Origin of the sequence: Cutibacterium porci (assembly GCF_009696315.1) — a bacterium.
Lineage (GTDB): Bacteria > Actinomycetota > Actinomycetes > Propionibacteriales > Propionibacteriaceae > Cutibacterium > Cutibacterium porci.
On the sequence record NZ_VUMG01000002.1, the window covers coordinates 515,965 to 541,984 of the forward strand.

At 58.4% G+C, this 26,020-nt stretch carries 21 protein-coding genes; 12 read left to right on the plus strand and 9 right to left on the minus strand.

Annotation, left to right across the window (positions count from 1 at the left end; translation table 11 throughout):
* Window positions 1-43 precede the first annotated feature (43 nt).
* On the minus strand, window positions 44-1,261 hold the full coding sequence (dusB, locus tag FYJ43_RS06360; RefSeq protein WP_407643725.1) for a tRNA dihydrouridine synthase DusB: 1,218 nt from the start codon (window positions 1,259-1,261) through the stop codon (window positions 44-46).
* Window positions 1,262-1,293: 32 nt separating this feature from the next.
* On the opposite strand from dusB, the gene bluB reads away from it, so the two are divergent.
* Window positions 1,294-3,093 (plus strand): 5,6-dimethylbenzimidazole synthase, encoded by a 1,800-nt coding sequence (bluB, locus tag FYJ43_RS06365; protein WP_154563007.1) that lies wholly within the window; start codon window positions 1,294-1,296, stop codon window positions 3,091-3,093.
* A gap of 3 nt (window positions 3,094-3,096) precedes the next feature.
* On the opposite strand, the gene FYJ43_RS06370 is transcribed toward bluB, so the two are convergent.
* Complete coding sequence (locus tag FYJ43_RS06370; RefSeq protein WP_326833451.1) at window positions 3,097-3,807, minus strand: NUDIX hydrolase; 711 nt, start codon at window positions 3,805-3,807, stop codon at window positions 3,097-3,099.
* A gap of 161 nt (window positions 3,808-3,968) precedes the next feature.
* Here FYJ43_RS06370 and nadA point away from each other — a divergent pair, with 161 nt between their 5' ends.
* From nadA to nadC, 3 genes are read left to right on the plus strand one after another with little or no spacing between them, the layout of a single operon-like run.
* Window positions 3,969-4,976: a quinolinate synthase NadA gene (gene nadA, locus FYJ43_RS06375; protein WP_326833395.1), complete on the plus strand. Its 1,008-nt coding sequence runs from the start codon at window positions 3,969-3,971 to the stop codon at window positions 4,974-4,976.
* Window positions 4,969-6,546, plus strand: coding sequence for an L-aspartate oxidase (gene nadB, locus FYJ43_RS06380; protein ID WP_154563011.1), 1,578 nt, complete (start codon window positions 4,969-4,971; stop codon window positions 6,544-6,546). The genes nadA and nadB overlap by 8 nt, the downstream gene beginning before the upstream one ends.
* The gene (gene nadC, locus FYJ43_RS06385) at window positions 6,543-7,433 is read left to right on the plus strand and encodes a carboxylating nicotinate-nucleotide diphosphorylase (RefSeq protein ID WP_154563013.1); all 891 of its coding nucleotides are present in this window, start codon (window positions 6,543-6,545) and stop codon (window positions 7,431-7,433) included. The genes nadB and nadC overlap by 4 nt, the downstream gene beginning before the upstream one ends.
* 55 nt (window positions 7,434-7,488) lie before the next feature.
* Here the strand turns inward: nadC and FYJ43_RS06390 are convergent, their stop codons facing one another.
* From FYJ43_RS06390 to FYJ43_RS06405, 4 genes are all read right to left on the minus strand, one after another.
* On the minus strand, window positions 7,489-8,247 hold the full coding sequence (locus tag FYJ43_RS06390; RefSeq protein WP_154563015.1) for a succinate dehydrogenase/fumarate reductase iron-sulfur subunit: 759 nt from the start codon (window positions 8,245-8,247) through the stop codon (window positions 7,489-7,491).
* Window positions 8,244-10,370, minus strand: a complete 2,127-nt coding sequence (locus tag FYJ43_RS06395; RefSeq protein ID WP_154563017.1) for a fumarate reductase/succinate dehydrogenase flavoprotein subunit — start codon at window positions 10,368-10,370, stop codon at window positions 8,244-8,246. Before FYJ43_RS06395 ends, FYJ43_RS06390 begins: the two co-directional genes overlap by 4 nt.
* Entirely contained in the window at window positions 10,367-11,083 is a 717-nt protein-coding gene (locus FYJ43_RS06400; RefSeq protein ID WP_407643726.1) for a succinate dehydrogenase cytochrome b subunit, read from the minus strand. Before FYJ43_RS06400 ends, FYJ43_RS06395 begins: the two co-directional genes overlap by 4 nt.
* A gap of 237 nt (window positions 11,084-11,320) precedes the next feature.
* The gene (locus FYJ43_RS06405) at window positions 11,321-12,712 is read right to left on the minus strand and encodes a glycine--tRNA ligase (protein ID WP_407643730.1); all 1,392 of its coding nucleotides are present in this window, start codon (window positions 12,710-12,712) and stop codon (window positions 11,321-11,323) included.
* Window positions 12,713-13,547: 835 nt separating this feature from the next.
* Here FYJ43_RS06405 and FYJ43_RS06410 point away from each other — a divergent pair.
* Window positions 13,548-13,964 carry a Fur family transcriptional regulator gene (locus FYJ43_RS06410; protein WP_154563023.1) on the plus strand — a complete coding sequence of 139 codons (417 nt, stop codon included), beginning with the start codon at window positions 13,548-13,550 and terminating at the stop codon, window positions 13,962-13,964.
* 1 nt (window position 13,965) lies between these two features.
* On the opposite strand, the gene FYJ43_RS06415 is transcribed toward FYJ43_RS06410, so the two are convergent.
* Window positions 13,966-14,637 (minus strand): response regulator, encoded by a 672-nt coding sequence (locus FYJ43_RS06415; RefSeq protein ID WP_154563025.1) that lies wholly within the window; start codon window positions 14,635-14,637, stop codon window positions 13,966-13,968.
* Between the two features lie 326 nt (window positions 14,638-14,963).
* On the opposite strand from FYJ43_RS06415, the gene FYJ43_RS06420 reads away from it, so the two are divergent.
* Window positions 14,964-15,155 (plus strand): hypothetical protein, encoded by a 192-nt coding sequence (locus FYJ43_RS06420; protein WP_195839914.1) that lies wholly within the window; start codon window positions 14,964-14,966, stop codon window positions 15,153-15,155.
* A gap of 58 nt (window positions 15,156-15,213) precedes the next feature.
* Window positions 15,214-16,377: a sensor histidine kinase gene (locus FYJ43_RS06425; protein ID WP_154563029.1), complete on the plus strand. Its 1,164-nt coding sequence runs from the start codon at window positions 15,214-15,216 to the stop codon at window positions 16,375-16,377.
* Window positions 16,378-16,432: 55 nt separating this feature from the next.
* Here the strand turns inward: FYJ43_RS06425 and recO are convergent, their stop codons facing one another.
* Window positions 16,433-17,173, minus strand: coding sequence for a DNA repair protein RecO (gene recO / locus FYJ43_RS06430; protein WP_154563031.1), 741 nt, complete (start codon window positions 17,171-17,173; stop codon window positions 16,433-16,435).
* A gap of 117 nt (window positions 17,174-17,290) precedes the next feature.
* On the opposite strand from recO, the gene FYJ43_RS06435 reads away from it, so the two are divergent.
* From FYJ43_RS06435 to FYJ43_RS06450, 4 genes are all read left to right on the plus strand, one after another.
* Entirely contained in the window at window positions 17,291-17,956 is a 666-nt protein-coding gene (locus FYJ43_RS06435) for a hypothetical protein (protein ID WP_154563033.1), read from the plus strand.
* Between the two features lie 192 nt (window positions 17,957-18,148).
* Window positions 18,149-18,841, plus strand: coding sequence for an isoprenyl transferase (locus tag FYJ43_RS06440; RefSeq protein WP_229771664.1), 693 nt, complete (start codon window positions 18,149-18,151; stop codon window positions 18,839-18,841).
* Window positions 18,842-19,872: 1,031 nt separating this feature from the next.
* Window positions 19,873-20,622: an ABC transporter ATP-binding protein gene (locus FYJ43_RS06445; RefSeq protein WP_154563036.1), complete on the plus strand. Its 750-nt coding sequence runs from the start codon at window positions 19,873-19,875 to the stop codon at window positions 20,620-20,622.
* A gap of 47 nt (window positions 20,623-20,669) precedes the next feature.
* Window positions 20,670-21,893, plus strand: coding sequence for a hypothetical protein (locus FYJ43_RS06450; RefSeq protein WP_154563038.1), 1,224 nt, complete (start codon window positions 20,670-20,672; stop codon window positions 21,891-21,893).
* A 701-nt stretch (window positions 21,894-22,594) separates the two neighbouring features.
* Here the strand turns inward: FYJ43_RS06450 and leuA are convergent.
* Window positions 22,595-24,325 (minus strand): 2-isopropylmalate synthase, encoded by a 1,731-nt coding sequence (leuA, locus tag FYJ43_RS06455; RefSeq protein WP_154563040.1) that lies wholly within the window; start codon window positions 24,323-24,325, stop codon window positions 22,595-22,597.
* Window positions 24,326-24,526: 201 nt separating this feature from the next.
* Between leuA and FYJ43_RS06460 the strand changes: the two genes are divergently transcribed.
* The gene (locus FYJ43_RS06460) at window positions 24,527-26,017 is read left to right on the plus strand and encodes an amidohydrolase (protein WP_326833452.1); all 1,491 of its coding nucleotides are present in this window, start codon (window positions 24,527-24,529) and stop codon (window positions 26,015-26,017) included.
* Window positions 26,018-26,020 lie beyond the last annotated feature (3 nt).

The following is a 26,020-nucleotide window of genomic DNA, read 5'->3' on the forward strand; positions in this document are numbered from 1 at the left end:
CATCCTGTCCTAACGAGGGCCGCAGGACCAGCAGCTGATGGAATCAGCCACCAGAAGCGTCAATTTCAGCGGCAGACAGATCATCGTCGTCAAGGGTGCGGGAGTCCAGCCACCCGTGTGGCATGACGACCTTGCGCCTCGGCGCGCCCTGACGCCCACGAGCCTTACCAAGCTCCTTAATCGGAAACGGAGCATTGCGATCAAGGCTGGCCAATAAGTTATCGAGTTCTTCGAAACTGGAAATCTGGCCGAGTGCGTGACGGGTCTGCCCACCTATTGGGAATCCTTTGAGATACCAAGCCATATGCTTGCGCATGTCTATAAGACCATGCATTCCCTGATACTTCACCAACAATTCGGCATGACGACGGATCACGGCGCACACCTCGCCCAAGGTCGGCAACGTGGTGGTGGCTCGACCTGCGAAAGCATCGGCCAGGTCGCGGAACAGCCATGGCCGACCGAGGCAACCACGGCCGACTTCGACGCCAGCGCAACCTGTCTGCTCGACCATGGCCAGCGCGTCGCTCGCCTCCCAAATGTCACCGTTGCCGATGACAGGAACATCCACTGCCTTCACAAGGTCGCCGATAGCTTCCCAGTGGGAATGCCCGGCGTAAGCCTCAGCGACAGTGCGAGCGTGCAAACATACCGCAGCAGCACCAGAGTCGACGGCGGCCCGGGCTGAATCAAGGTAGGTGATGTGGTCATCGTCAATACCTATCCGAGTCTTGACGGTGACTGGAACCCCGTAGTCGTCAGCGGCTTGTACTGCAGCAGAAACGACAGCCGTGAACCGATCAAGCTTCCACGGCAAGACTCCCCCGCCGCCTTTACGGGTGACTTTGGGCACGGGGCAGCCGAAGTTGAGGTCGACATGGTTGACCCCATATCTCTCGCACAAAATCGACGTTGCCTCGCCCACCATTGACGGATCGACTCCATAGAGCTGCACCGACCGCACGTCCTCGCACTCGGCGAAGGCAAGCATGGCGTGTGTCTTGCGGTCTCCATATACCAGGCCACGCGACGTAATCATCTCGCAGACGTAGAGACCCGCCCCCTGTTCCGCACACAGCTGACGGAACGCCGCATTGGTGACGCCGGCCATGGGGGCCAGCACCACCGGAGTGTCCACAGAAACGGTGCCACCGGAGGGTGCGGTCAGGGTGAGAGGGTGAGAGAGCACCAACCCATGGTAAGCGGGGTATTCCGGATCAGCAGAAACTGTTGTACCAGCGCCAGGGACGCAATCAGACATCTCGACCCACATTTCCACACCATCCCGGCGACATGGTGCCGCAAACCGAGCACTACCCTCGTGCTGTGACGACCACTGACGAGAACCCATCTGCCAGCCAGCGCTGGAACCGCCCGATTCCCCGAATCGGCGACACCACTTCTTCGGCCACCCGAGCCGCCGACCCCACCGGATGGTCTCTAGGCGACCAGGTGCAGTTGGGGCTGGACGCCGCCATCGACGCTCGACGTGACATCCGCCGATATCGCCACGACGATGTCTGTGAAGAACTCATCAACACCATATTGTGGGCCGGTCACCGGGCTCCGAGCGTAGGCCATAGCCAGCCGTGGAGGTTCATCGTGGTGCGCGACGCCGACATCCGTGATCGCGCCGCCGTCATGGCAGACCGCGAGAGACTGCGTCAGGCCGACCTCCTCACCCCGGATCGCAAATCCCGTCTCCTCGACCTCCAGTTGGAGGGAATCCGCGAAGCTCCGGTCGGCATCGTCGTCGCCTGTGACCGTCGAGCGCCAGCATCAGGGGTACTGGGGCGAAACACGTTTACCGATGCCGACATGTGGAGTTGCGCTTGTGCCGTCGAGAATATGTGGCTGACCGCCCGCGCCCATGGCTTAGGGATGGGGTGGGTGACGCTTTTCCAGCCCACAGAATTAGCGGAGCTCCTTCACCTTCCAGACGGCGTCGAAACCCTCGGTTGGCTGTGCCTGGGATGGCCTGACGAACGTCCGCCGGCTCCTGGACTTGAGAGGCGCGGCTGGTCACGCCGTGTGCCACTCAACGACGTCACCTTGTATGATCGCTGGCCCGATACCGCACAGCCCAAGGCTCCCATCTCGGCCCTGCGCCAGCCCCTACACTCCCCCGACCGTCGTCACGTCGTGGCTGCTCACGATGACGCCGACCAACTCCTGACGCCACCGGGATCCCTCGGTTTGCTTGACCAAACCCTGGATCGAGTCGAGGCCGCACATGGTGCCGACATCACCAGCGGCACCCTCGTTCTCGTCGGAGCTGACCACCCCGTCGCCCACCTGGGTGTCACGGCTTTCGACACCTCAGTGACCCATGACGTCATGGCAGCGTCCGTCGCCGGAACTGGACTGGGCGTGTCCACCGCAACTGCTGCCGGACTGTCCCACCTTGTCGTCGACGCCGGGGTTGCCCAACCCGTACAGGGCGCCACGTCCCTACGCCTCCCCGGCAAGCGCGGCGACCTCTGCCACACTGACGCCATGACCCCGACCGACGTCGAGGCTCTGCTGAGCGAAGGGCGACGCATAGGTGCACAAGCAGCCTCGAATGGACTGGTATGCCTGGGCGAAGTTGGAGTCGGGAACACCACTGTGGCCACGGCACTGGCGTGCGTGTTAACCGGGTTGGATCCCGAACAGGCTGTTGGTTTGGGGGCCGGAAGCGACACCGCCATGGTCGAGCGCAAGGCCGACGTCATCAAGGCTGCCCTCGCCCGTACTCACGCCACGTGCGATGATCCAGAGCATCTTCTCGCCACCTTGGGAGGCCCAGAATTTGCGGTCTTAGCCGGAGTATGTCTCGGGTCGGCCGAGGCCGGCTCTCCCGTCATCCTTGATGGTCTGGCTACCAGCGTCGCAGCCCTCATCGCGGCCACACTGTCGCCAGGTCTCCACGGTTGGCTCGTCGCTTCGCACGTATCACGAGAACATGCCCATGAAGCTGTACTGGCCGAATTGGGGCTAGAAGCGCTCATGGAGTTGCGGATGCGCGCTGGTGAAGGTGTCGGAGCATGTTTCGGCGCCCAGATGATCCTTACTGGTCTGCACGTTCGCCGTACCGCTGCACGAACCCGCTAATCCTTATTGGTGGCCCCGTAACGTCGGTCTCAGTACCGCGAAAGGATCCGTCACCTCATAGTCATGGCGAGTGAAAGTCCAGGTCGCTGGAGGACGACCGCCTCGTAACCCTGACTCTTCCCGGTGCCCAGTCTTAGCGATCTGGCCACGACGCCTCAATACTCGCGACAGGTTTGTCACATCGACGTCGTGGCCCAGGCCGGCTTGGTAAACGTCACGCAGCTGAGCCAAGGTAAATTCTGCCGGGGCCAGGGCATATGCGATATTGGTGTAGGAAATCTTGCCACGCAGCCTGACGACGGCTTCGGTAACGGCCTGAGCGTGGTCAAAAGCCATCGGCGTGGAAGGTCGGACCGGCAACCATCGCGCCTTCCCCTCCGCCTCGGTATCTGGTGCCACCAAACCGAGATATGTCGTCGCTACAGTCCTCTCAAAGGGATCACGACCCGGCTCTGAGCGCGTCGACAGCTGCTCTTGATGGCCTAAACGGGAGACGTCCAGCAGACCATCCTCATACCGAAGCACTGCCTGCTCCATCGTTTCGTCGACTTCCAGCGGCCCGCCGGGCAGAGCCGGCATTCCCGTGAATGGTTCGCGAGATCGATCGGTAACAAGCACCTCAAGATCGGCTTGAGACACTCTTAAGACGACGGCGAGCACCTCGTGACGAAACTTGGCCACCCCACGTTGATCGCGGTAGATCGTGCGCGGCACCCTGCCTGCTGAGTCATCGCGATCCACCGCCACAGCAGTAGCTTACCGGCACGCATCGGGCGGCTAACCCGCCATTAACAGTCGCACCACCCCAACAGGTTTTCGCCTATGAGACGATTAGTTATAGACTTCGAGTCGATTATTTGAAAGGAGTCGTCCTCGTGACCACTGCCCCCGCATCTTGCAGCATCTCAACCACCTGGGCCGACGACGTCCGCCGTCTCGCACGCGAGCGTGACGCGATCATCCTCGCCCACAACTATCAAGCTCCCGAGATTCAAGACGTAGCCGACCATGTTGGCGACTCCTTAGCCCTCGCCCGGCTAGCCGCCAACAGCTCTGCAAGCACCATCGTGCTGGCCGGGGTTCACTTCATGGCTGAAACTGCCGCCCTGCTCTGCCCCGATAAGACCGTCCTCATTCCCGATGCACAGGCCGGATGCTCCCTCGCTGACTCACTGACCGCCGAGCAGCTGCGAGCCTGGAAAGCCGAATATCCCGACGCCGCCGTCGTCACCTACGTCAACACGACCGCCGAGGTGAAGGCCGAATCTGACATCTGCTGCACCAGCTCCAACGCCGTCGACGTCGTCAATTCACTGCCTGCTGACCAGGAGATTCTCTTTGGGCCCGACCAGTTCCTTGGTGCCCACGTGCGCCGCGTTACCGGTCGCCACAACATTCACGTCTGGATGGGTGAATGCCACGTACACGCCGACATATCCCCTACGCAGCTGCGCGATCAAGTCGAGGCCAACCCCGATGCCGACCTCTATATCCATCCGGAGTGCGGGTGCACCACGAGTGCGCTGTGGCTCACGAGCAACGGAGACCTTCCCAGCGAGCGCACCCACGTCCTCTCAACTGGCGGGATGCTCGATGCTGCACGGACAACGCGCAACCGTCAGGTACTCGTCGCCACCGAAACCGGAATGCTGCACCAGCTTCGCCAGGTCAACACCGACACGACCTTTACTCCTATCAATCCCGACGCCGTTTGCCCTTTCATGAAGATGACCACCCCCGAAAAGCTGCTGCGGTGTCTGGAAACTGGACGCGACGTCGTCACTGTCGATCCCGTCCTCGCCACCAAGGCTCGCACGGCCGTGGAACGGATGATTGCCATCGGTGGATCAGCCTCCCCCGCCAGGGAGTCCAGCCATGCCTGAACACCAGTGCGACGTCCTCGTTGTCGGCAGCGGAGCCGCTGGCCTTTCCAGTGCCCTCGCTGCAGCCAAAGCGGGACGAGCCGTGACGATCATGACCCGCGAAAGTATCGCTGACTCCTCCTCCGACCTGGCCCAAGGTGGCCTGGCAGCAGTATGGGGATCAGACGATTCCTTTGCCCTTCACCTCGAAGACACTCTCACTGCAGGGGCCGGGCTCTGCCACCGCGACAACGTCGACGATCTGGTACACCATGCACCACAAGCTCTACGTCACCTCATGGAGCTCGGCGCTCACTTCGATACCGATGCTGACGGCCAACCCGATCTACACCTTGAGGGCGGCCATCATGCTCGACGGGTTCTCCACGCCGAGTGCGACCGATCTGGTCACGAAGTTCACCAATGCCTTAGCTCACGCCTCGACGCCGCCGGGATAACCGTGCTCACTCACACCCGCCTTATCGACCTCGTCATCGGCGCGAGCGGCACGGTACGTGGAGTGACCGCCTTGTCCAACGGCCACTCAGTGACGATCCCGGCACGCTGCGTCGTGTTAGCCACCGGGGGTATCGGCGCGCTGTGGTCAGCGACCTCTAACCCCCTCGTCTGCACCGGGGATGGCCTAGCTGCGGCACTTCGGGCCGGGCTGACGATTCGAGACCCTGAGTTTATGCAGTTTCACCCCACTGTGCTCTTCATCCCAGGCCAGCAGGGACGCTCTCCGCTGATCTCAGAGGCTGTCCGAGGCGAAGGAGCAGTTCTACTTGACGTCACTGGCCGTCGCATCATGACTGGAATACACCCGCTGAAAGACCTCGCTCCCCGTGACGTCGTTTCCGCAGCTGAGCACGAAGCAATGCTCGCAACAGGATCCGACCATGTACTTCTGGACGCGACCGCGTTCGGTGAGGCGACGTGGCAAAGCCGTTTTCCCACAATTCTTTCCAGCTGTCGCGAACACGGAATCGACCCCTGCACTGAGCCCATCCCCGTCGCACCCGGTGCCCATTACCACTGTGGAGGTATCGTTGCCGGCCTCGACGGACGCACCGAAGTTCCCGGCCTACTGGCTGTCGGCGAAACTGCCTGCACTGGAGTCCACGGCGCGAATCGATTGGCATCGAATTCCTTGACCGAAGCCCTTATCGCCGGTGAGCGCAGCGGACGCTGCTCTACTAGTCCCGTCGGCCCAGTACCCTCACCAAACCATATTCACGCCGTTCACCGCCAGGGTTGGCTTCCCGGCGAGGCGATACGACCTATCCGAACCATCATGGATCGTGACGTCTCTCTTAGCCGTCATGGTGACGGTCTCCAGCGAGCACTTGGTGAACTTCGTCAAATCCGCGCCACAGCCGGCCTCGACGATGCCGCTCTCACTGCGACCAACGCTGCAACGATCGCCGCTGCTATCGCAACAGCGGCGTTGTGGCGCACTGAATCACGTGGCGCCCATCGTCGACGTGACTATCCCCGTCAAGACGCAACTTTCCGCGTCCACACTGATCTGCGCCTTGTCGAGGGGCGACCGACGGTGGTTTCCCAGAGGTCAGAAAAGAAAATCGCATGATCCCTTTACCTGAGTCGCTCATCCGCACGCTGTCAGAGCGTGGCTTAGACCCCGACCTCGTCGTCAGAATCGTCAACACCTGCCTGGACGAAGACTTGCGCGACGGTACCGACATCACGACAGATTCTCTTTTCACAGACGCCATTGGCCAGGCAGACATTCGTACTCGCCAGCGGGGGTGCCTGGCAGGCGTGCCGGTAGCCGCAGCGGTGCTACACGGGCTGGCATACCGCACTGGCACCGAGGTCGAGTTCACTACCCGCCTTGACGATGCTAAGCGGGTCTGCCCCGGAGACACAGTGGCCACCGTGTCAGGCCCGGTGCGCACCCTGCTCGTCGCAGAACGCACCATGCTCAACCTCCTCAGCCACCTATCCGGGGTAGCGACGTCTACCTCACAATGGGTTGACGCTCTGGCCGCAACGACAACGAGGATCCGTGACACTCGCAAAACAGTCCCCGGTTTACGTGATCTCGACAAATACGCGGTGCGCTGTGGAGGCGGCGTGAACCACCGCATGGGCTTGTCAGACGCCGCCCTCATCAAGGACAATCACATTTCCGCAGCCGGATCCCTGACAGCTGCCGTCGATGCGGTTCGATCCCATCAGCCCGACGCCATCTGTGAGGTTGAGTGTGACACCGTCGATCAAGTCCGCGAGGCCGTCAATGCCGGGGTGCAGACCATTTTGCTTGACAACATGGACAATGCCCAGATGACAGAAGCAGTCAGCATATGTCACCCGCGCGGCGTCGTTACCGAGGCATCTGGCGGGTTGACCCTCGATCATGCCAAAGAGATCGCCAAAACCGGGGTCGACTACGTCGCAGTCGGTGCCATCACCCACTCCGCCCCGATTCTCGACCTGGGGTTGGACTTCGACTAAAACCGCAATCGGGTGTTAGCCGGTGCTCAGGTGCCCCGAGCACCGGCTAACATACTCAGTTGTCCTTACTGTGAGCTCCTCGGAACCCGGCACGCCAGCGCTCCCGATTGACCCGCGCAACGGCCACTAGCGGAATTCCCACCGGACAGGCCTCCACACATTCGCCGTATAGCGAGCATGGGCCGAACTCCTCATCAAGAGCGGTAATCATGCGTCGGGCTCGCTTCGAACGTTCCTGACGTCCCTGCGGCATCATCGCTAGATGCGAAAGCTTCGCACCTGCGAAGAGCATCGCCGCACCATTTGGGCAAGCTGCCACGCATGCCCCACATCCGATACACGACGCGAAGTCGAGCGCTTGCTCGGCCTCGGCGTGTGGCTGCGGCACCGAGTCAGCATCGGGAGCTGTACCTGTCATGACGTCGACTGTTCCACCAGCCTGTATCAAGTGGTCCATGCTCGTGCGGTCGATGGCTAGATCACGAATAACCGGGAAAGCCGCCGAGCGGAAGGGCTCGATCGTGAAGTGCGTGATGTCAGGGAATGCTCTCAGATGCTGACGGCACGCGGGGGTATTCGGCAAGGGACCATGCGGCTTGCCATTGACGACAAAACCACAGCACCCGCACACCCCTTCACGGCAATCAGACTCGAAGACGATCGGATCGCCGTCATTGTCAACAATCTGATCATTGAGCCGATCAAGCAACTCCAGCAAGCTCCACTCAGGCTCAGCGTCCTCGACAACGTGGTGCTCAAAATGTCCTTTAGCATCGGGGCCATCCTGACGCCAGATGTCCAATTCCACCCTCATCGGTAATCCCTCACCTGCAGATCAATCAACGAGAACGACAACGGCTCGCTATGCCGTACTTTGGTGCCGTCAGGTCGCGTCTCCCAAGCCGAAACCGCGCACCAATCATCGTCATTGCGTTTAGCTTCACCGGCTTCAGTAGCGAATTCGGTACGGAAATGTGCACCAGCCGATTCCCGACGGTCCAGGGCATCGAGAATCATGACCTCGCCAAGCTCGATGAAGTCAGCAACTCGACCAGCCTTCTCGAGTTCCTGATTGAGCCGGTTACCCGTACCAACAACCTTGACGTCGCGCCAGAACTCCTCGCGCAGTGCGCGAACTTTTGTCAGCGCGTCAAGGAGTCCGGCCTCATCGCGAGAGACTCCGCAACCCTCGTAGAGGATGTCGCCAAGCTTGCGGTGGAACCATTCTGGACGATGCGTTCCGCCGCAGTTAAGCAAGGCATCAGTGCGCTTCTGCACCCTTTCAATGGCTGCGCTGACCTCGGGAGCGTCAAGGGGTAGCACCGGTTTTCCGACGAATCCGGCCAAATAGTTTGGCACCGTCAGTGGCAGGGTGAACCATCCGTCGACGCTGGCAGAAAGCAAAGAATTGGCCCCCAACCGGTTCGCACCGTGATAGTTATTCGACGCCTCACCACCGACGAACAAACCTGGGATCGTGCTCATCTGGTCGTAGTCGACCCACAAGCCACCCATTGTGAAGTGGGCGCCTGGGGCAATGCGCATCGGCACCTCGTAGGGATTTTCCCCCGTGGCGTCAAAGTACATGTCGAACAGGTTGCCGTAACGCTCTGCAATGGTCTTTTTCCCGAGCCGCTCAATGGCGTCACGGAAGTCCAGATACACCGAATTCTTGAGCGGGCCAACTCCGTGGCCACTGTCAATCTGAGTCTTGGCATTGCGGGAGGCGACGTCACGCGGTGTCAGGTTTCCGAAAGCCGGGTATTTACGCTCCAGGTAGTAGTCGCGCTCCTCCTCGGGGATGTCATTGGCCGGGCGATCATCGCCAGCTTTCTTTGGCACCCAGATACGACCATCGTTGCGCAACGATTCACTCATGAGAGTGGTCTTGGACTGCCAGTGCGAACTGACGGGCAAGGCAGTCGGATGGAACTGCACGAAGCAGGGGCTAGCGAAGTATGCGCCTTGACGGTGAGCACGCCACGTCGCGGTGGCGTTCGATCCCTTGGCCAAGGTGGACCAGTGGTACACCGATCCATATCCACCAGTGCACAGGATGACGACGTGGGCCGTCCATGCCTTGATCTCACCGGTGAGAAGGTCGCGGGTGACGATGCCCTGGGCTTTGCCGTCGGCAACGATGAGATCAAGCATCTCGGTGCGGTTGTGCATTGTCACCGAACCAGCGTCAATTTGTGCCTGAAGAGCCTGAGAGCAGGCTACTTCGAGCTGCTGACCGGTCTCGCCGCGGGTGTAGTAGGTGCGCGAAACCTGCACGCCTCCAAATGATCGGGTAGCCAACTGGCCGCCATATTCTCGGGCGAACGGCGCACCGATGGCGTACATGTGGTCAATGACTCGTACAGATTCTGTGCCGAGTCGGACGACATCAGCCTCCCGACCCCGGTAGTCACCACCCTTGACGGTGTCCTTCACGAACCTCTTGAGGGAATCGCCGTCAACTTTGCGGGCGCGAGCGGCGTTGATGCCGCCCTGGGCGGCCACCGAGTGTGCTCGACGCGGCGAATCATGGAAGCAGAACGCATCGACGTGGTAGCCGAGCTGGCCAAGGGTTACGGCGACCCCCGACCCGGAAAGGCCAGTTCCGACTACGATGACATTCATCTTGCGACGATTGGCGGGGTTGACGAGTTTGTACTCGCTTTGGCGACGGGTCCACGCGGTGAGCGGATCACCGTCGGGAGCTTTACCGTCCAATTCGTCACCGACGAGATAACCGGCCTTCTTTTGCGCTGGCCCAAGAATGTCACGAGCCTTGGACCTCTTGGCACCCTTTCGAGTCACTGGTGACGACGCGGCCCGCTTAGGCTGCCGCCGCTCCGATTTTCCAGAGCCGGATTTCTCCGGCTTGTCATCCATATGACGCCCAGCAATTACCTCAAGAGGCCTTTTGACGGCCTCGATCCAGTTATTCATGAGATCACCCCAGCAAGAATGAGCATGGGAAGTGCGCCGTTGCACACCACAATGGCCAGCGCGATGAGGAGACCAATCACTGTCCAAATCGCACGCAGTCGGCGTCCAGTACCGCCAAAACCATTAATGGTATTGCGTACCCCCTGAGCGATGTGCAACCCGATGATGATCATGACGACGGTGTAAAAGATCGCCATCCACGGACGCGACAGGCTGGCGACAAGGTTCTGGTATGCGGTGATGTGGATATCGGGCGTTCCCTCATTGGTTGGTGCCCGGAAGGATGACGATTGCACCACTCTACCCAAGGTCAGATCGAGCAGATGCACCACGACGAAGGCCAGAATGACGATTCCCGACAGCGCCATCGTACGGGCTCCCCAGCTCATGGCTTTCATACTGTGTCGGGAGAATTTGCCGCGTGCTCGTCGTCCCCTCACCCAGATCGTGAGTCCGGCCCACACATGCAAAACCAAGCACACCAGCAACACAATCCGGAAGCACCACAGCACCCCACCGATGGGGAAAAGCGGGTACAACACGGTGCGGAGGAACTCGGCGTAAGCGTTGTAATCTCCTGGGCCCATAAAGGCCTTCAGATTTCCGACCATATGAACGAAAACGAATAACGCGAAAATCGTCCCCGTAATGGCCATGATCAATTTTAATGTGACGTTGGAAGGACGTGCCGCGCTGCGCGTACGAACGGCCACGGCATCCCCCCTGCGTTCAAGGTCACGTCGGTCTCGAACGTCAGGCACACTCATGGAGTCATCACCCTTTCGTTGCTGTGCAACTAGCCTAAAGGACGATGTTTTACGCGATAACACCGGGGTCGAAATACCCATCACGGGCATCCGACCCCGGTGTTATAGATGTCATTTGTGCACAACCACCTTTGTGTCGTTGTTCATTTGTGCACATATATCTTGCAAACGCGATCTAAGAAATCAGCATCCGCATAGTTTTCCACCAAGGTATTCCTCAACCTTGTCGATGCTGACTCGTTCCTGAGCCATGGTGTCACGCTCGCGAATCGTCACGGCATCATCTTCGAGGGAATCAAAGTCGACGGTGACGCAGAACGGCGTACCAATCTCGTCCTGCCGACGGTACCGCTTACCGATCGCCTGGGCATCGTCAAAGTCAACATTCCAATGCTGACGCAATCGAGCAGAAAGGTCACGAGCCTTCGGCGACAAGTCGGAATTACGACTCAGCGGGAGTACCGCAGCTTTTACCGGTGATAGACGCGGATCCAGCTTAAGCACAGTGCGCTTGTCGACCCCACCCTTAGCGTTGGGAGCTTCATCCTCGGTGTAAGCATCAACCATGAAAGCCATCAAAGACCGAGTCAACCCAGCCGCCGGCTCAATGACATATGGCAGGTAGCGCTTGTTGTTAGCCTGGTCGTAGTACGAAAGGTCCTTGCCAGAATGCTTGGAGTGGGTACTCAAATCGAAGTCGGTGCGGTTAGCAATCCCCTCAAGCTCACCCCACTGCGACCCGGCGAATCCGAATTTGTACTCGATGTCGACAGTACGCTTCGAGTAGTGGGAGAGTTTCTCCTTGGGATGCTCGTAGTGACGTAAGTTATCCCGGTTAATGCCGAGGTCGGTGTACCAGGATGTGCGGGCGTCGATCCAGTACTGGTGCCACTCCTCATCGGTGCCCGGTTCGACGAAGAACTCCATCTCCATCTGCTCGAACTCACGGGTACGGAAGATGAAATTCCCGGGTGTGATTTCGTTGCGGAATGACTTGCCAGTCTGCGCGATGCCAAACGGCGGCTTCTTCCGTGCGCTCGTGAGCACATTCTGGAAATTGACGAAAATTCCTTGGGCGGTCTCAGGGCGCAGGTAATGCAGACCTGACTCATCCTCGACCGGGCCGAGGTACGTCTTCAGCATCATGTTGAAGTCACGCGGCTCGGTCCACTGCCCCTTGTTGCCGCAGTTGGGGCAATTGATCTGCTCAAGCGGGATTGAATCAGGGTTGTCGATCCCATGCTTGGCTGCATGCCCTTCCTGCAGATGGTCAGCGCGCATCCGCTTGTGACACGACAGGCACTCCGTCAGCGGATCATTGAACACGCCGACGTGGCCCGACGCCACCCACACCTCGCGAGGCAAGATAACCGAGGAATCCAAACCGACGACGTCATCACGGCGAGTCACCATGGCACGCCACCACTGCCTCTTAATGTTCTCCTTGAGCTCGACACCGAATGGACCGTAATCCCACGCAGCACGGGTGCCACCATAGATTTCCCCACATGGGAAAACGAATCCACGCCGTTTACAGAGATTGATGACATTGTCGAGTGTGCTAGCGGAGGCCACAGCCATCCCTTTCTTTCAAGTCCTCATTGGAGCGGGCACCCGGATGATGCCCGCACGCGCAGATCGAGCCGCTAAGCGCAACTGTAGCGGCTCCGATTCCAAAGACCGGCGCCAAGATCCCATTGCTGACCCAACCGACACACGCTCACCACAAGCACCAGGCGCTACGCGAGCTGGTCCCCTCGTAACAGCGGGCCACACGTCCAGTAGTGTCCCCGGCTCGTTCTAGCAGATTTGACAGGCCCGCAGCCTTTCATGACGCCAGCGGCAGATGAATAGATGTCAGAGACGAAAAACATCTAGATCAAATTCCATGGTTCCCAAGCGATTCTCGTCAATTCAGTCAAGACGACCTTGATACTCATCTATAAACAAGCACGGTGGGTGTCGGAGCCTTGTCCGACGTAACTCCTGAGAGTCAATACGTGAGCACCCGATTGACCCCCACTACGATGTCTTCCCGCCGTGGGGCTCCTACCGGGCTCACACTCGCACTACTCGAGTCCGGCCCTACGTACTCAACTCTCGACGTACTCAACTCGCCACGACGAATCATCGGCACATCATGCCGACATCAACGTACACACTGACCGGACAGGCTTTGACTGTTCCCGCTTCCTCCACCATCGGAAAGCAGGTACTGCATCCACGTGCGTACCGCTACGGCTTGGCCATGCTGGGTTGTGGTGCCATAACATCCAGTACTCCCCGACATGCTCGACGTCGCCGCGAGAAGCCGTCACGGATTCCCCACTGTGGACATCGACGACTACGGAGACACGGTCTTCCGGGGTATAGTCTGACCTTACTTTCACGCGCAATAGTGAGGTTGATCATGACTGGAAACCGGCGTCGCACGACCAAACAGCGCCTTGCGATTCGCGCTCTGTTTGACGACGAGTCGTTCTTCCTCACTGCCCAGCAAGTTCACGATCAATTGCGCGAACGCGGAGACCAGGTTGGTTTGGCAACCGTTTATCGGAATTTGCAAACACTGGCTGACGATGGCGAGCTTGATGTCATTCGCGCTGAAGACGGCGAGATGACCTATCGTCGTTGTTCCTCAGCGCACCACCATCACCTGGTGTGCCGCAGCTGCGGTAAAGCCGTTGAAATTGGGCCGGAAAAGATCTTGGAGGATTGGGCTCGCGACGTCGCTGCGAAGCACGGGTTCAGCGAGACCGGTCATGAGCTGGAATTGTTCGGGATCTGTTCGGAATGCTCCGCAGCGCGAACTGATCCAGTGTCGTAAGTCAACGACGCAGGCGCGGTGTCACCAAACCGAGCTCGCACGCCCTCACGAGTATCTCAAGACGACTGCGCACTCCCAGCTTTTTTGCTAAATGACCGAGACGCTGCTTAACAGCGGACTCACTGAGACACAGTTCATCAGCGATAACAGCATTCGGAAGCCCCTCAGCAAGAAGTTGCAAGACGTCGTCGTCAGCATCAGACAATTCCACCGGAGTCATATCAACCCGATGAGACTGGCCGCCTGAGGGCTGAGATGAAAAGGCCTCGACAACGCCCCGAGCGACCTCAGGAGATACTGTCACCTGACCGGCCATAACGGCACGGACCCCAGCTATGACGGCCTCCGGCTCAGATTCTTTGAGAAGGTATCCAGAAGCGCCCGCGAGGATAGCCCCAACGACGATATCTCGGCGGGCAAAGGTTGTCAGAGCGACGACACGAACCGACGGATGACGCGAAGCAATCATGCGAGTCGCGGCTAGACCGTCCATCTCAGGCATCTTGAGATCCATGAGGACAACATCGGGCAGTAGCTCATCGACAAGGTCAACCGCCTCACGACCATTAGTAGCCTGACCGACGACCTCCATCTCCTCGACACGAGAGAAATAGCCAGCAAGAGCCTGCCTCATGATCGGATGATCGTCAGCCACCACAAGTCGAACTGACATCACACCTCCTCACACTTACGCTGAGCGCTGCTAGCCCGGATGAACCCTCGTCATCCAGATGACCGCACGACTCAGATAACACCTTCGACGCGAGGCATCCAGCTAACGTCACACTACCTTCCATCTTCGCATGGTGCAGCGACCTGTCTAGCACCGAGTTAGCTGCAAGGCCCGATGAGCCAAACGTGTACGGCCTAGCCGAGAACCTGACCGGATGGGCAATCAGTCGATGCGACACGCGACTCTTTTCGGCACGTAACCTTCTCGTCACATCGTCTTCACTGCGGCCGTTGTAGGTGGCCCTCCACGCGGGATACATTATGCGCATGAAGAAAATCATCACCGGCATCGTGGCTGCGCTGGCCGTCAGCTCCTTTTCGGTCGCCGTCCCCGCTCAAGCCTCCACTGACTCCACCCCTGTCCAGAACGCCGTCAAGACGCAACCCAAGGCCCATGTCGAGGGAATCATGGACGGCCTGTGCACCATTTACCCCAACTGGTGTTACGACTGGAACTGATTTCTCACCCACACCTGCGCCTACCGTGTGAGGCGCCTAACCCGCGAGATGTGCATTGATGAATAGTGCTTCGACTGTACGCAACCTTATATTCGAAAAGGACAGTCGAACCGCTACTATCACGGCTGTCATCATCACTGTGCTAGTCCTGTCTGGGTTAGACGATTTGCGTGTGGCCGTCGCGACTCATCGGAGCGACGGTGCGATGATCTGGACGGCGGTCACGTACGTTTTCAGTGTCGTTGCATTGTTGTGCTGGAAGCACCCTATAGTCCAGGAATTGTTACTGCTTATCGGTCTGGTCAGCAGTGTTATGGCAGGGAATCTCGCATTCAGCATTCCGCTGTTAGTCGTACTCGCGTTCTTCGCCAGCCAACGTGGTCTAGGTTACCATCTCATTCCGGCCGCCATCGGAACGGCCGTTATTGTCATTCGAGCAGCTGGCCACAATGCACGATGGGTGTCCATTTTTTTGGTGACATGTATCGCGTGCATAATCGGTATAGGATTTGGCTCCGCTTTCCGCTGGCTCGATAACCGCCGTGAACAAGCCGAGAAGCAAGCTGCTGATGCTCTCGAGCAGGCGGCACATGCCCGCGAAGAAGAGCGTCAGCAGCTTGCAGCCGAGCTCCACGACATGGTGGCCAAAGATCTCACCGTCATCACTATGTTGGCGGGATCATTGCGCCTCAACACCGCAGATGAGGCCGTGATCACAGCTTCCAAATCAATAGAAACGACATCACGGACGGCCTTAGACGACCTTCAGCGCCTACTCCTCGTGCTGCGTAACCGCGACCTCCCGCTCATCTCCTCCCCCACTCATGAGGACTCCGTCGAGGCCACAGTAGCTGCTATGGTGACTCGGCTCGAGACACTGGGCTGGCATGTTGAATCGTCGGTCACGTGCGCTCCGATGCCGGTCAGTGTCTCCGACGCTATCAACCGAATTCTTGACGAATCCACCGCCAATGCCATAAAACACAACGGCCCCTCCACAGCGAAAATCACCGTCATGGATGACGGCGATGACGTTGTGGTAACCGTCTCTAATCCCGTCATTGGCTCTCAGATAGAACCCGTTCGGTCGACTGGAATGGGTATTGCGCGATTAAAAGAGCGTGTCACCCTGCTCCGTGGCGAGATTTCCATTGGTCTGCGCAACGGTTGGTGGGTTGTTAACGCGCGTATTCCGCGCGCAAAGCCTCTTCGTGAGACGTAGCAGGCCCCCACACAGGTCGGGACCGGCAAGCCATAACCAGCCCATTAATAGCAGCTCACCGCTCCGCAAAAGGCATTGACCGCAGGCCACGATCCATATGCCACGACACAAATGCTGCTACCAGTCCGGAACCTTCACGAATTCTCGGCCACGCGACGCTGCGGGTGGCGGCCCAGTCGCCCACCAGTAAAGCCCGTAGGTACGAAATCGTCTCTTCATGAGGATGAGGAGTCCCGGGTGGCTGACAGTTGATGCACACCACACCCCCTAGGCTCGGCGAGAATCCTGGGTGTGGGCCAGGTGCCCCGCACCGGACGCAGTCGACGAGATCCGGGGCATATCCTGACGCCGCAAGCGAACGCAACAGATACGAATCCAGCACCATCTCGGGCGGTCGAGGACCGTCCGTCGTCCCTTGCCCCAGCACCCGCAATGCACCCGCTAGCAGCCTGTACTGGGTCGGAGCCGGTTCACGGTCTACCGGCACTAGATGGTCGGCAGCCTCAACCATCACCTCAGCAGCGGTAAACAGGGCGTAGTCCTGCCGTAGCGGCGCTGAATACGGATGCAGACACTCCACCTGACTGACGACATCGAGGTTGCGTCCCTTTACGAGCTGCAGGTCGACGAGGTTAAACGGGTCTAACCGAGCACCGAATTTACTGGAGGTGCGCCGGACCCCTCGCGCCACCGCACGGATTTTACCGTGCTCACGTGAAAGCATTGACACGATCCGATCAGCCTCACCTAACTTGTGCGTACGCAACACGATGGCTTGATCACGGTAGGTGGGCATGTCACCTATTGTCTCTCCACAATGGCGTACAGCCGAAACATGGGCCGTGAGAAGGTAGGAAGTGTTCGTCGCAGGTAGACGGCCTCACCCGTTGGAACCCCGTACCAGGAGACGCCCATGGATTCCTTTTCCACGCTGCTCGGCAGTGTCTGGTATTTGGTACTTGTTGCTGCCGTCAGCCCTGTTATGATCCTCAACGCCAGCGCGGCAGTACACGGCCAACGGCAGAACCACGGTTGGGCTTTTGTCTCTGGTGCCGGCCTGGTACTCGGGGCCATCGGCGTCACTAGTTTCGGCCTGTTAGGCACTGCGGCCACTGATTTCGCTTCCCGTCAACTAGCGTCGCACGCCGTTGACCGGGTGCTGGGCGTCGCGCTTTTCTTATTCGGCTGTTATCTGGCATGGAAGAAATGGGGCTCACATCGCCTGCAGAGACATCGAGGCAAGAACGCCTCAGGGCCACGGTCCGCTGGCGCCTATGGCATGTTTACCTGGGGAGCTCTCGGGATGGCTACAAATTTCACGACTATCCCGCTGTTCATCTCGTCGAGCCAGCGCATTGGAACTGCCGATCTGCCACTCATCGTCAGAATTCTGACGTTCATTGTGTCGTGGTGGATCGTCCTTATTCCGGCATGGTTTCCCGTCGTTATTGATCGGTTGCGACCCAATTCCCCGGGCATTTCTGGACGCACTCGTGAACGCATCAGTCATTGGACGAGCGTCGCCTCGATCATCGCGTGCCTCGGCTCCGGAATCATTATCGTATGGACAACCCTGTGAAACCGGTCGTGCACCGTTGTCACCACGACGACAGCGCACGACTGGCCTCACCGCCCTCCCAATCCCACTACGCTGTGACTCATGGCCCAAACCACACCGCGACCCCCAAAACGCGGCCCGCAGCCGCACCCGTCCGGAGCTCGTCCACCTGAGCTACCACCAGAGCTGATCCCCCAACATGTCGCCGTCGTCATGGACGGTAATGGACGCTGGGCCAAGCAGCGAGGTCTTAAACGCACTGAAGGTCACGCACGCGGCGAGGATGCGCTTTTCGATGTTATTGAGGGCGCAATCGAAATGGGCATCCCGTATTTGAGCGCATATGCGTTTTCTACCGAGAACTGGAAGCGCTCTCCTGATGAAGTTCGATGGCTTATGGGGTTCAACCGTGACGTCATCCACCGCCGTCGCAATGAACTTGACGCCATGGGAGTGCGCATCCGCTGGGCCGGACGCCGTCCCAAATTGTGGAAATCAGTCATCAAGGAATTGGAATCCGCTGAAGAACAGTCAGCTGATAATACTGTCCTCACTTTCCAATTCTGTCTCAATTACGGCGGTCGCGCAGAGATTGTTGACGCGGTGCGTGACATCGCTCATATGGCCGCCGAGGGAAAGATTGATCCAGATCACATCACGGAGAGGACTTTCCGTGCGCACCTTGACGAGCCTGAAATCCCCGATGTCGATCTATTCTGGCGGTCCTCCGGAGAACAGCGCACATCGAACTTTCTATTGTGGCAATCGGCTTACGCCGAGATGGTATTTTCTGACGTCTTATGGCCCGACGTTGATCGACGGGACCTCTGGGCTGCGGTGGTGGAATACGCCAAACGCGACCGGAGGTTTGGTGGGGCTGTCCCCAATCCCACCCCACCGTCATGAATCCCTGTCCAGGCGACGTGACATCGACATGCGCTTGCGCTGACAGGCTCATGGTCTGACGATAGAAACTGTCATACGCACCTCGCCATCAGCTGATGGATTGCGGGTTAATCACGAATCAACATACGAGTGGATCTATGCCCACTGAACCGCATGAGCCAATGCAATGAGCGTCGTCATTCAGCCAGCTCGAGCTAAGATAACTTGAAAAAGAGAGATCGAATCGATCGAGACCATTCGTGGTTTTATATATTCTCATTTAAAATCAGGGAATGGGCATGACGGAATATGCAACACTCACCGCCACCACAAGTGCCCCACCCCATTTCGCCCCCAATCGCTTCGAAGCCTACTCACGAACGAAGAACGCAAACCGCATAATTTGAAAACATCTTCTCAGGAGAGACATAGTTGCTGAGCCATCGACCTGTTATCGATCGATGACGAAACGAGCGACACGTCCCGACATACTCTCGGATCCTTCATCCCAAGGGAGATCCTCCGGCAGAATATACATTGAGGTAGCCACCGCTACCGCTACTTGACGTCAATCCAGAACTGGCCTATAACTGGATTGTGGTATCGGTGTGATAACACCCTTAAGCCATCGTAGAGATCTAGATTCCCTTGAAGGAGGAAAAGATGTTACCCCCCCAAAGAGGCCATTACTTTAATGTAGCCAGCCTTGCAGCGTTCACGACATTAGCAGCAATGGGAATCGCTATGTCCGCAACTAACGCCGAAGCAGCCTCACACTGCAGTCTTGTGGCAAATATGCCCGTACGCGCGTCCAACACCGTTGCACATTCCGTAGGAGGGCGCTCTGGGTGCAGCAATTCCGTCAGCAGCGTGGCGGTGGCCATGTATCACGAAACATGGCGATGGGATGATCGCATGGCCTCAGCATCCAAATCAAATGTGCGTAATGCCACGTGGACAGTCGTTGGAAATCCGAAGTCAGGATGGGATATCTACACGAGAACTAATTCATCAACAGGGGCGAAATCGGAGTCCTCAGATCTGCGGTGGCCGTGACCGCACCGTCCATTCACGCTAATCACGTCAGCTATTCATACCGTCGTCGCATAGCGCTCCACGATGTTACATTCGCAGTTGATGGAGGAGTGATAGGTCTCGTTGGCCCAAACGGAGCCGGTAAGTCCACCCTCATCCGGCTTCTGGCAACCCTTCTCACACCATCGTCCGGTGCGCTGACGGTGTGCGGTCATGACACCACACGTGAGCGCAACCTGGTGAGGCCTGACCTTGGTTACCTTCCGCAGTCGTTCGACATCATGGGATTTTCCACGGTCCTCCGCAACGCGGAATTCGCGGCGTGGGCGCATGGTCTGGCCCCGAGCGAATGTACAAATGCCGCACGACAAGCCCTCGAGAAGGTCGGCCTGTGGTCCAGAAGAAATTCGCGAGCCCGCTCACTCTCGGGTGGAATGCGACAACGTCTTGGTATTGCCTGTACAATTGTTCATAACCCTCGTGTCGTCCTTTTGGATGAACCTTCCGTGGGCCTCGATCCAGTGCAGCGTGTAAAATTGCGTGAGCTCGTCGAGCAGATCGCGGTCGATTCGACAATCATTCTTTCCACCCACCTCATCGAAGACCTCAGCGCCATGACTTCCCAGGTTCTTGTCCTCGAGGAAGGTCGGCTGCGTTTCTGCGGCACAATGGCCGAAATCGAGTCGATGGCTTCCATCTCATCCCCTGGGATGTCGGCAGCTGAAGTTGGGTACACAAAACTCTTGGAACCGGAAGATTCAGCATGAGTGATGGCCCACTCCGTTCGCGCCCGACTTCTTGGACACTGCTTCTCGTGGCAGTTGCGATCGCCGCTGTCATCTCACTATTAGCGGCACGGCCTCTTCTTGATTGGCGCCCAACAGATATTCGTAGAATTGTCGTAACGTACCGCGAGGGACTAGCACCGTTTGTTCTCGTCATCATGGCGATGACCGTGATACAGACTGCCCCGCACGCCCCCAACAACGTTATTATTGGCCGAGCGCCTGCTCGCCCCAGAAAAACGATCGCGTGGAGGCAAATTGCCGAGACATCTGCTGCGGTAAGCATTGGCTTGGCAGTCGGTATGGCTGCACCACTCATACGGGCCTCCATACATAAGATTTATGGTACAGATATCCTCGCTCTTCTGGGAGTTTTCTGTGGACTGTTCATGGCAACATGTGTCTCTTATGCAGCATGTCTGCTATTTCGTTTTCCATATTCAGCTTTAGGTGGCCCTCTGCTATCAGGAGCACTCCTTGGAATTCCAATATTCCTCAACGATGTCGTGCTGAATAACACGGGATATTCAACCCTGGCGTCGTCACTGACCTGGGGTATGACAAGTCCCGAAGGAGCGTGGGATTTCTCTGCTTCAGTGGCGATCTACCGCGTTGCGTTGTTCTGTCTTACCGGCGCGTGCATGCTGAACGTTGCACTGGCGGTAACGGATTCCGGTTTACCGCTAGTCCGCCGTCTCACCACATCCGCAGTAAACGTCGCAGTGCCCGTCATTCTCATCACCGCAATGACACTATTGTCCCCAAACATCGTCGTTCCTAGCCAGCGTACCGTCACATGTACCGACCAGGACAAAATACGAGTTTGCACTTTCCCTGGTGCAAAAAGTCTTCAGACTCCGGCCATCGAAGCGGCAAGACAGGTACTCGCGCAAGTACCAAAGGACCATCGCCGGTCACTGGCGATGACTCAGGACAACAGCCCTGACGCCGTCGCAGATATCTGGTTGCCGCCAGTTCCGAGCTCCGATCCCCAAGCTTTCCGGGCCCAAGTGGCCGCAGATGTGGCACGGGTGATGGCGGGATCGCCGGCGTGCCCACTCTCATCAAGTCACCTCGCGTCCGCGCTCGAGCTTGACGCGGTCCTTCGTCAGCGAAGCGGGTTCAGTCCCGAGAACGGAACCAACAGCCCGTTAGCTGACATCCCGAAGCGTTCCTTTGAAGCGTGGTGGAAATCTCACGATACCAAGATCATGCATTGTCAACTCACCGCAGCGGATCTGGGGCAAAAGTGACAGCGCGCATCATCGCGCACCCGTGTACGTGGGTAACCACCAACGTGGCGGGAGTGTTCATCACCGTCATCTGGTGGTACGCGCGCGTCAATTTATACCTTGACCATTCGGAATGGCCCAGACCTATCCTCCTTATGGAGGTAGCCCCTGTGCTCATGATAAGTCTGAGCGTGGCTGCTGCGGTAATACCCGCTACATGGCTCGTCATGACCTCACCGCGGCGGCTGGAATTATCTTTCGCAGCCACCGCTCTCCTAGCCACCGCCCCTGCAATAATGACACCGCTCATTATGACGAGCATTCTTAGGATACTTCCCCTAAAACTCCTACCCGGGGCGCGCTATCTTGATCCATCCTCCCCCACCCCAGTAGCCGATCTATTCGGATGGGCAGATATGGCCGCGTTTGTGCCAACCCTTATGATTTGCGCCGGAATAGCACTCCTGATTGAGGGTATATTGGGCCGCCTCGTTAGCCTTCCAATAGCTCCCCTGACGCTTATGCTGATCGTCATATTCCAGTCACATGGGTACTGTCGTTTTCTACCCGGAGTACCGCACACCGCCACCACGTCGAACACGATGGGTTGGCTTCTGGGTATAACCACCTGGGCACTGGGAACAGCAATCTTTGGGGCGTCGCGCGGCGGTTCTCGCGGTCTCCTGTCACGGTAGTGAGGGAAGCCGCCAATGTGGTCCAGCTCAGCCGACCTCACGCGCACGATTCACCGCACTGACGACCGCGTTAAGGGAAGCCTGCGTGATATCAGGATCAATGCCAACTCCCCAAAGGATTCGCGAAGTTTCGCCATCCCCAATTTCACATTCAACGTATGCAGCCGCCTTGGCAGTACCGCCTGAGGTCATGGCGTGCTCAGAATAGTCGAGCACTTGTACAACGATGTCGAGGGAAGCCAGAGCGTCGATAAACGCCGACACCGCACCGTTACCTTCGCCCCGGATCTGAACGTCCTCACCATCAATTCGAAGGTTAGCGGTGAGCTGGTGGCTACCGGTCTCAGTAGACGTCATGCGGCTGACCAACTCGATGCCGGGAGCTTGCAGGTACTCGCGACTAAACAGATCCCAGATCTCATCATGGCTGACCTCGCGGGCCTGGTCGTCGGTGTAATTCTGCACAGCGCGAGAGAATTCAATCTGCAGACGACGCGGCAGGTCGACTTGATGCTCAGTTTTCAAGAGGTAGGCCATACCGCCCTTACCGGACTGGCTATTGACGCGGATGACCGCTTCGTAGGTACGCCCGACGTCGTGCGGGTCAATGGGAAGGTACGGTGCTTGCCAGTCGATTTCGTGGATTCCGATGCCCTGGTCCTGAGCCCGGCGCTCCAGGTCTTCCAAGCCTTTCTTGATGGCGTCCTGATGAGAACCGGAGAAGGCTGTAAAGACGAGGTCACCGGCGTAGGGCTGACGAGCTGGCACTGGCAGCCCGGTGCAGTACTCGACGGTACGGCGGATCATTGGCATATCAGAGAAGTCGATACCTGCGTCGATCCCCTGGCTGACGAGGTTCATGCCCAAGGTGACAAGGTCAACGTTGCCCGTGCGCTCGCCGTGGCCAAACAGGCACCCCTCGACACGATCAGCCCCCGCCATCTGAGCGAACTCAGCGGCTGCAACGGCAGTACCACGGTCGTTATGCGGGTGTAGAGAGACGCACACGTATTGGCGGTCACGAATGTTGCGACAGAAATACTCAATCTGGTCGGCGTAGGTGTTCGGGGTGCTCATCTCAACGGTGGCGGGAAGATTAAGGATGATTTCACGGTCCGGTCCAGGCTGCCAGACGTCCATCACAGAGTGACACACCTCAATGGCAAAGTCAGTGGGGGTTTGGCTGAAGATTTCCGGAGAATACTCATAGCCGAACTCAACGTCACCAAGGTATTTCTCGGCGTATGCGACAACCCATTCAGTACCCCGGTGAGCTAGGTCGATGCACTGCTGCTCGTCAACTTTGAAAACGACGCGTCGGAAAAGCTCTGCGACCGCGTTATACATGTGGATAGTGGCACGGTGCGCACCGACCAAACTCTGTGCGGTACGTTCGATGAGGTCCTCACGGGCCTGAGTCAGCACCGAGATAGTGACGTCGTCGGGGACGATATCGGACTCGATAACCTGACGGACAAAATCGTAATCAGCCTGGGAGGCTGAAGGGAAGCCAATCTCAATCTCCTTGTAACCCATGCCAACGAGAAGTCTGAACATCCGCATCTTGCGAGCCGGAGTCATGGGATCAATAAGGGCCTGATTACCGTCACGCAAATCGGTGGATAGCCAACGGGGAGCATGGTCCAAGGTCTTGCTTGGCCAGGTACGGTCCGGCAATTGCTGCGGCACGAAAGGCTTGTAACGCCGGGTAGGCATTGGGCTGGTGAGCTGGCAAGGGCGAGGCTGAATTCGCGTCATGATATCTCCCGTGTGTGATGTTTCGGGTAGCCCGTTTCCCCGCAGCGAGGAGGCCACCCTTTCAACGGGTCTCGCTGCGGCACACAAGGAGGAGTGCACGCGACATGGCCGTCACAGTACACCGCAATCGACGATGCGTGGGATATATCTCAGAACCGTCCAGAGTGTGACATCACCCGCCGTCGGTGGGACTATCTGGGAGTGATCTTGCTCCACGACGCCAGAATTCTCGACCTCACGGACGGGTCGATCAGCGACCTCACTGACGTATTGCTTTCAGATCGTGTCCTCGCACTCGGCCCCGAAGCGCGCCACCACGCCCGCCATGCAAGGGTACGGAGCATTGACCTTGATGGTCGACTCCTTATGCCTGGCCTATGGGATGAGCACGTCCACGTCGAGCAGTGGGCATTAGCGTCGCGAAAGTTCCTCATTAGCCAGACGGCAAGCTGCGAGACGGTATTGAAGGAAGTTGCCGCCCATGTCAGCAGACGCGCGCGCAGCAACGAGCCGATCCTGCAGGGATTCGGATTCCGTCCTTCCCTATGGAGCTCAAACCCTAACGCCAGCCAACTCGATGCTGTCACCGGTGATCGTGCCGTCGTCCTCGTCTCAGCTGATCTGCATTCCTCATGGTGCAACACCGCCGCTATGCGCAAACTCGGTATCGGGGGAAACGGATTCCTACGCGAGCAGGACAGTTTCGACATCCAAACTCAGCTTTCGCAAGTCGACCGCCACGTTTTGGACGGTTGGGTAGGAAGCTGCAGTGGCGCCGCAGCACGCCTCGGAATAACTGGCATTCGCGATATGGAATTCAACACCGATGTGAGCACATGGCTACAACGCGAGGCCGATGGCCGGTGTCCCCTACGAGTTGAGGTCAGTGTGTATCCCGAGCGGTTAGATGCGGCTCTTAGGCAGGGTTTAGCCACCGGTCAATCCCCCATCACTGATAAACCTGGCCCAAGCCGAGTAGCTATGGGCCCGCTCAAGGTCATCGTTGATGGTTCGATGTCGACGCGTACTGCCTGGTGCACGGACCCGTACCCAGCAGGCGGAGGCCCCGACGGAGCCGGAATTGACTCAGTGAGGTCCGAAGACCTCGTCAACCTCATGAGGCAAGCGAAGTATGGCAACCTGCAGTGTGCGATCCATGCTATTGGCGACCGAGCGGTCAGCGAGGTCCTCGATGCTTTTGAAGCGACCGGAGCCACCGGATCGATCGAACACGCTCAGCTGCTCGCCGACGAGGATGTGTCCCGTTTCGCAGCTCTCAAGGTGCGGGCGAGCGTCCAGCCACTACATCTTGTCGACGATCGAGACGCGATCGACGTCATGTGGGCTACTCGCGCCAACCGATGCTTCCGATTCGCCGACATGGTCAACGCTGGGATCGACTTAGCACTGGGATCAGACGCACCGGTCTCCCCCGTCGACCCGTGGGGCGCAATCCGCGTAGCTGTCGAAAGAACCGTCGGCAAGCGACCAAGCTGGCACCCCAACCAGGCGCTCACCCTCTCCCAAGCGATCATGGCTAGCACCCGTCACGTGGCAAAGGTTGTCAGGGGTGGGCCAGGCGATGTCATCGCTGTGGCCCACAACCCGTTCGACCTGTCTGGCGACGCATTGGCAGCGCTTACGAGTGACGTGACAGTTGTCGGCGGCGAGGTGACGGCCTCGGCTCTGTAAGAT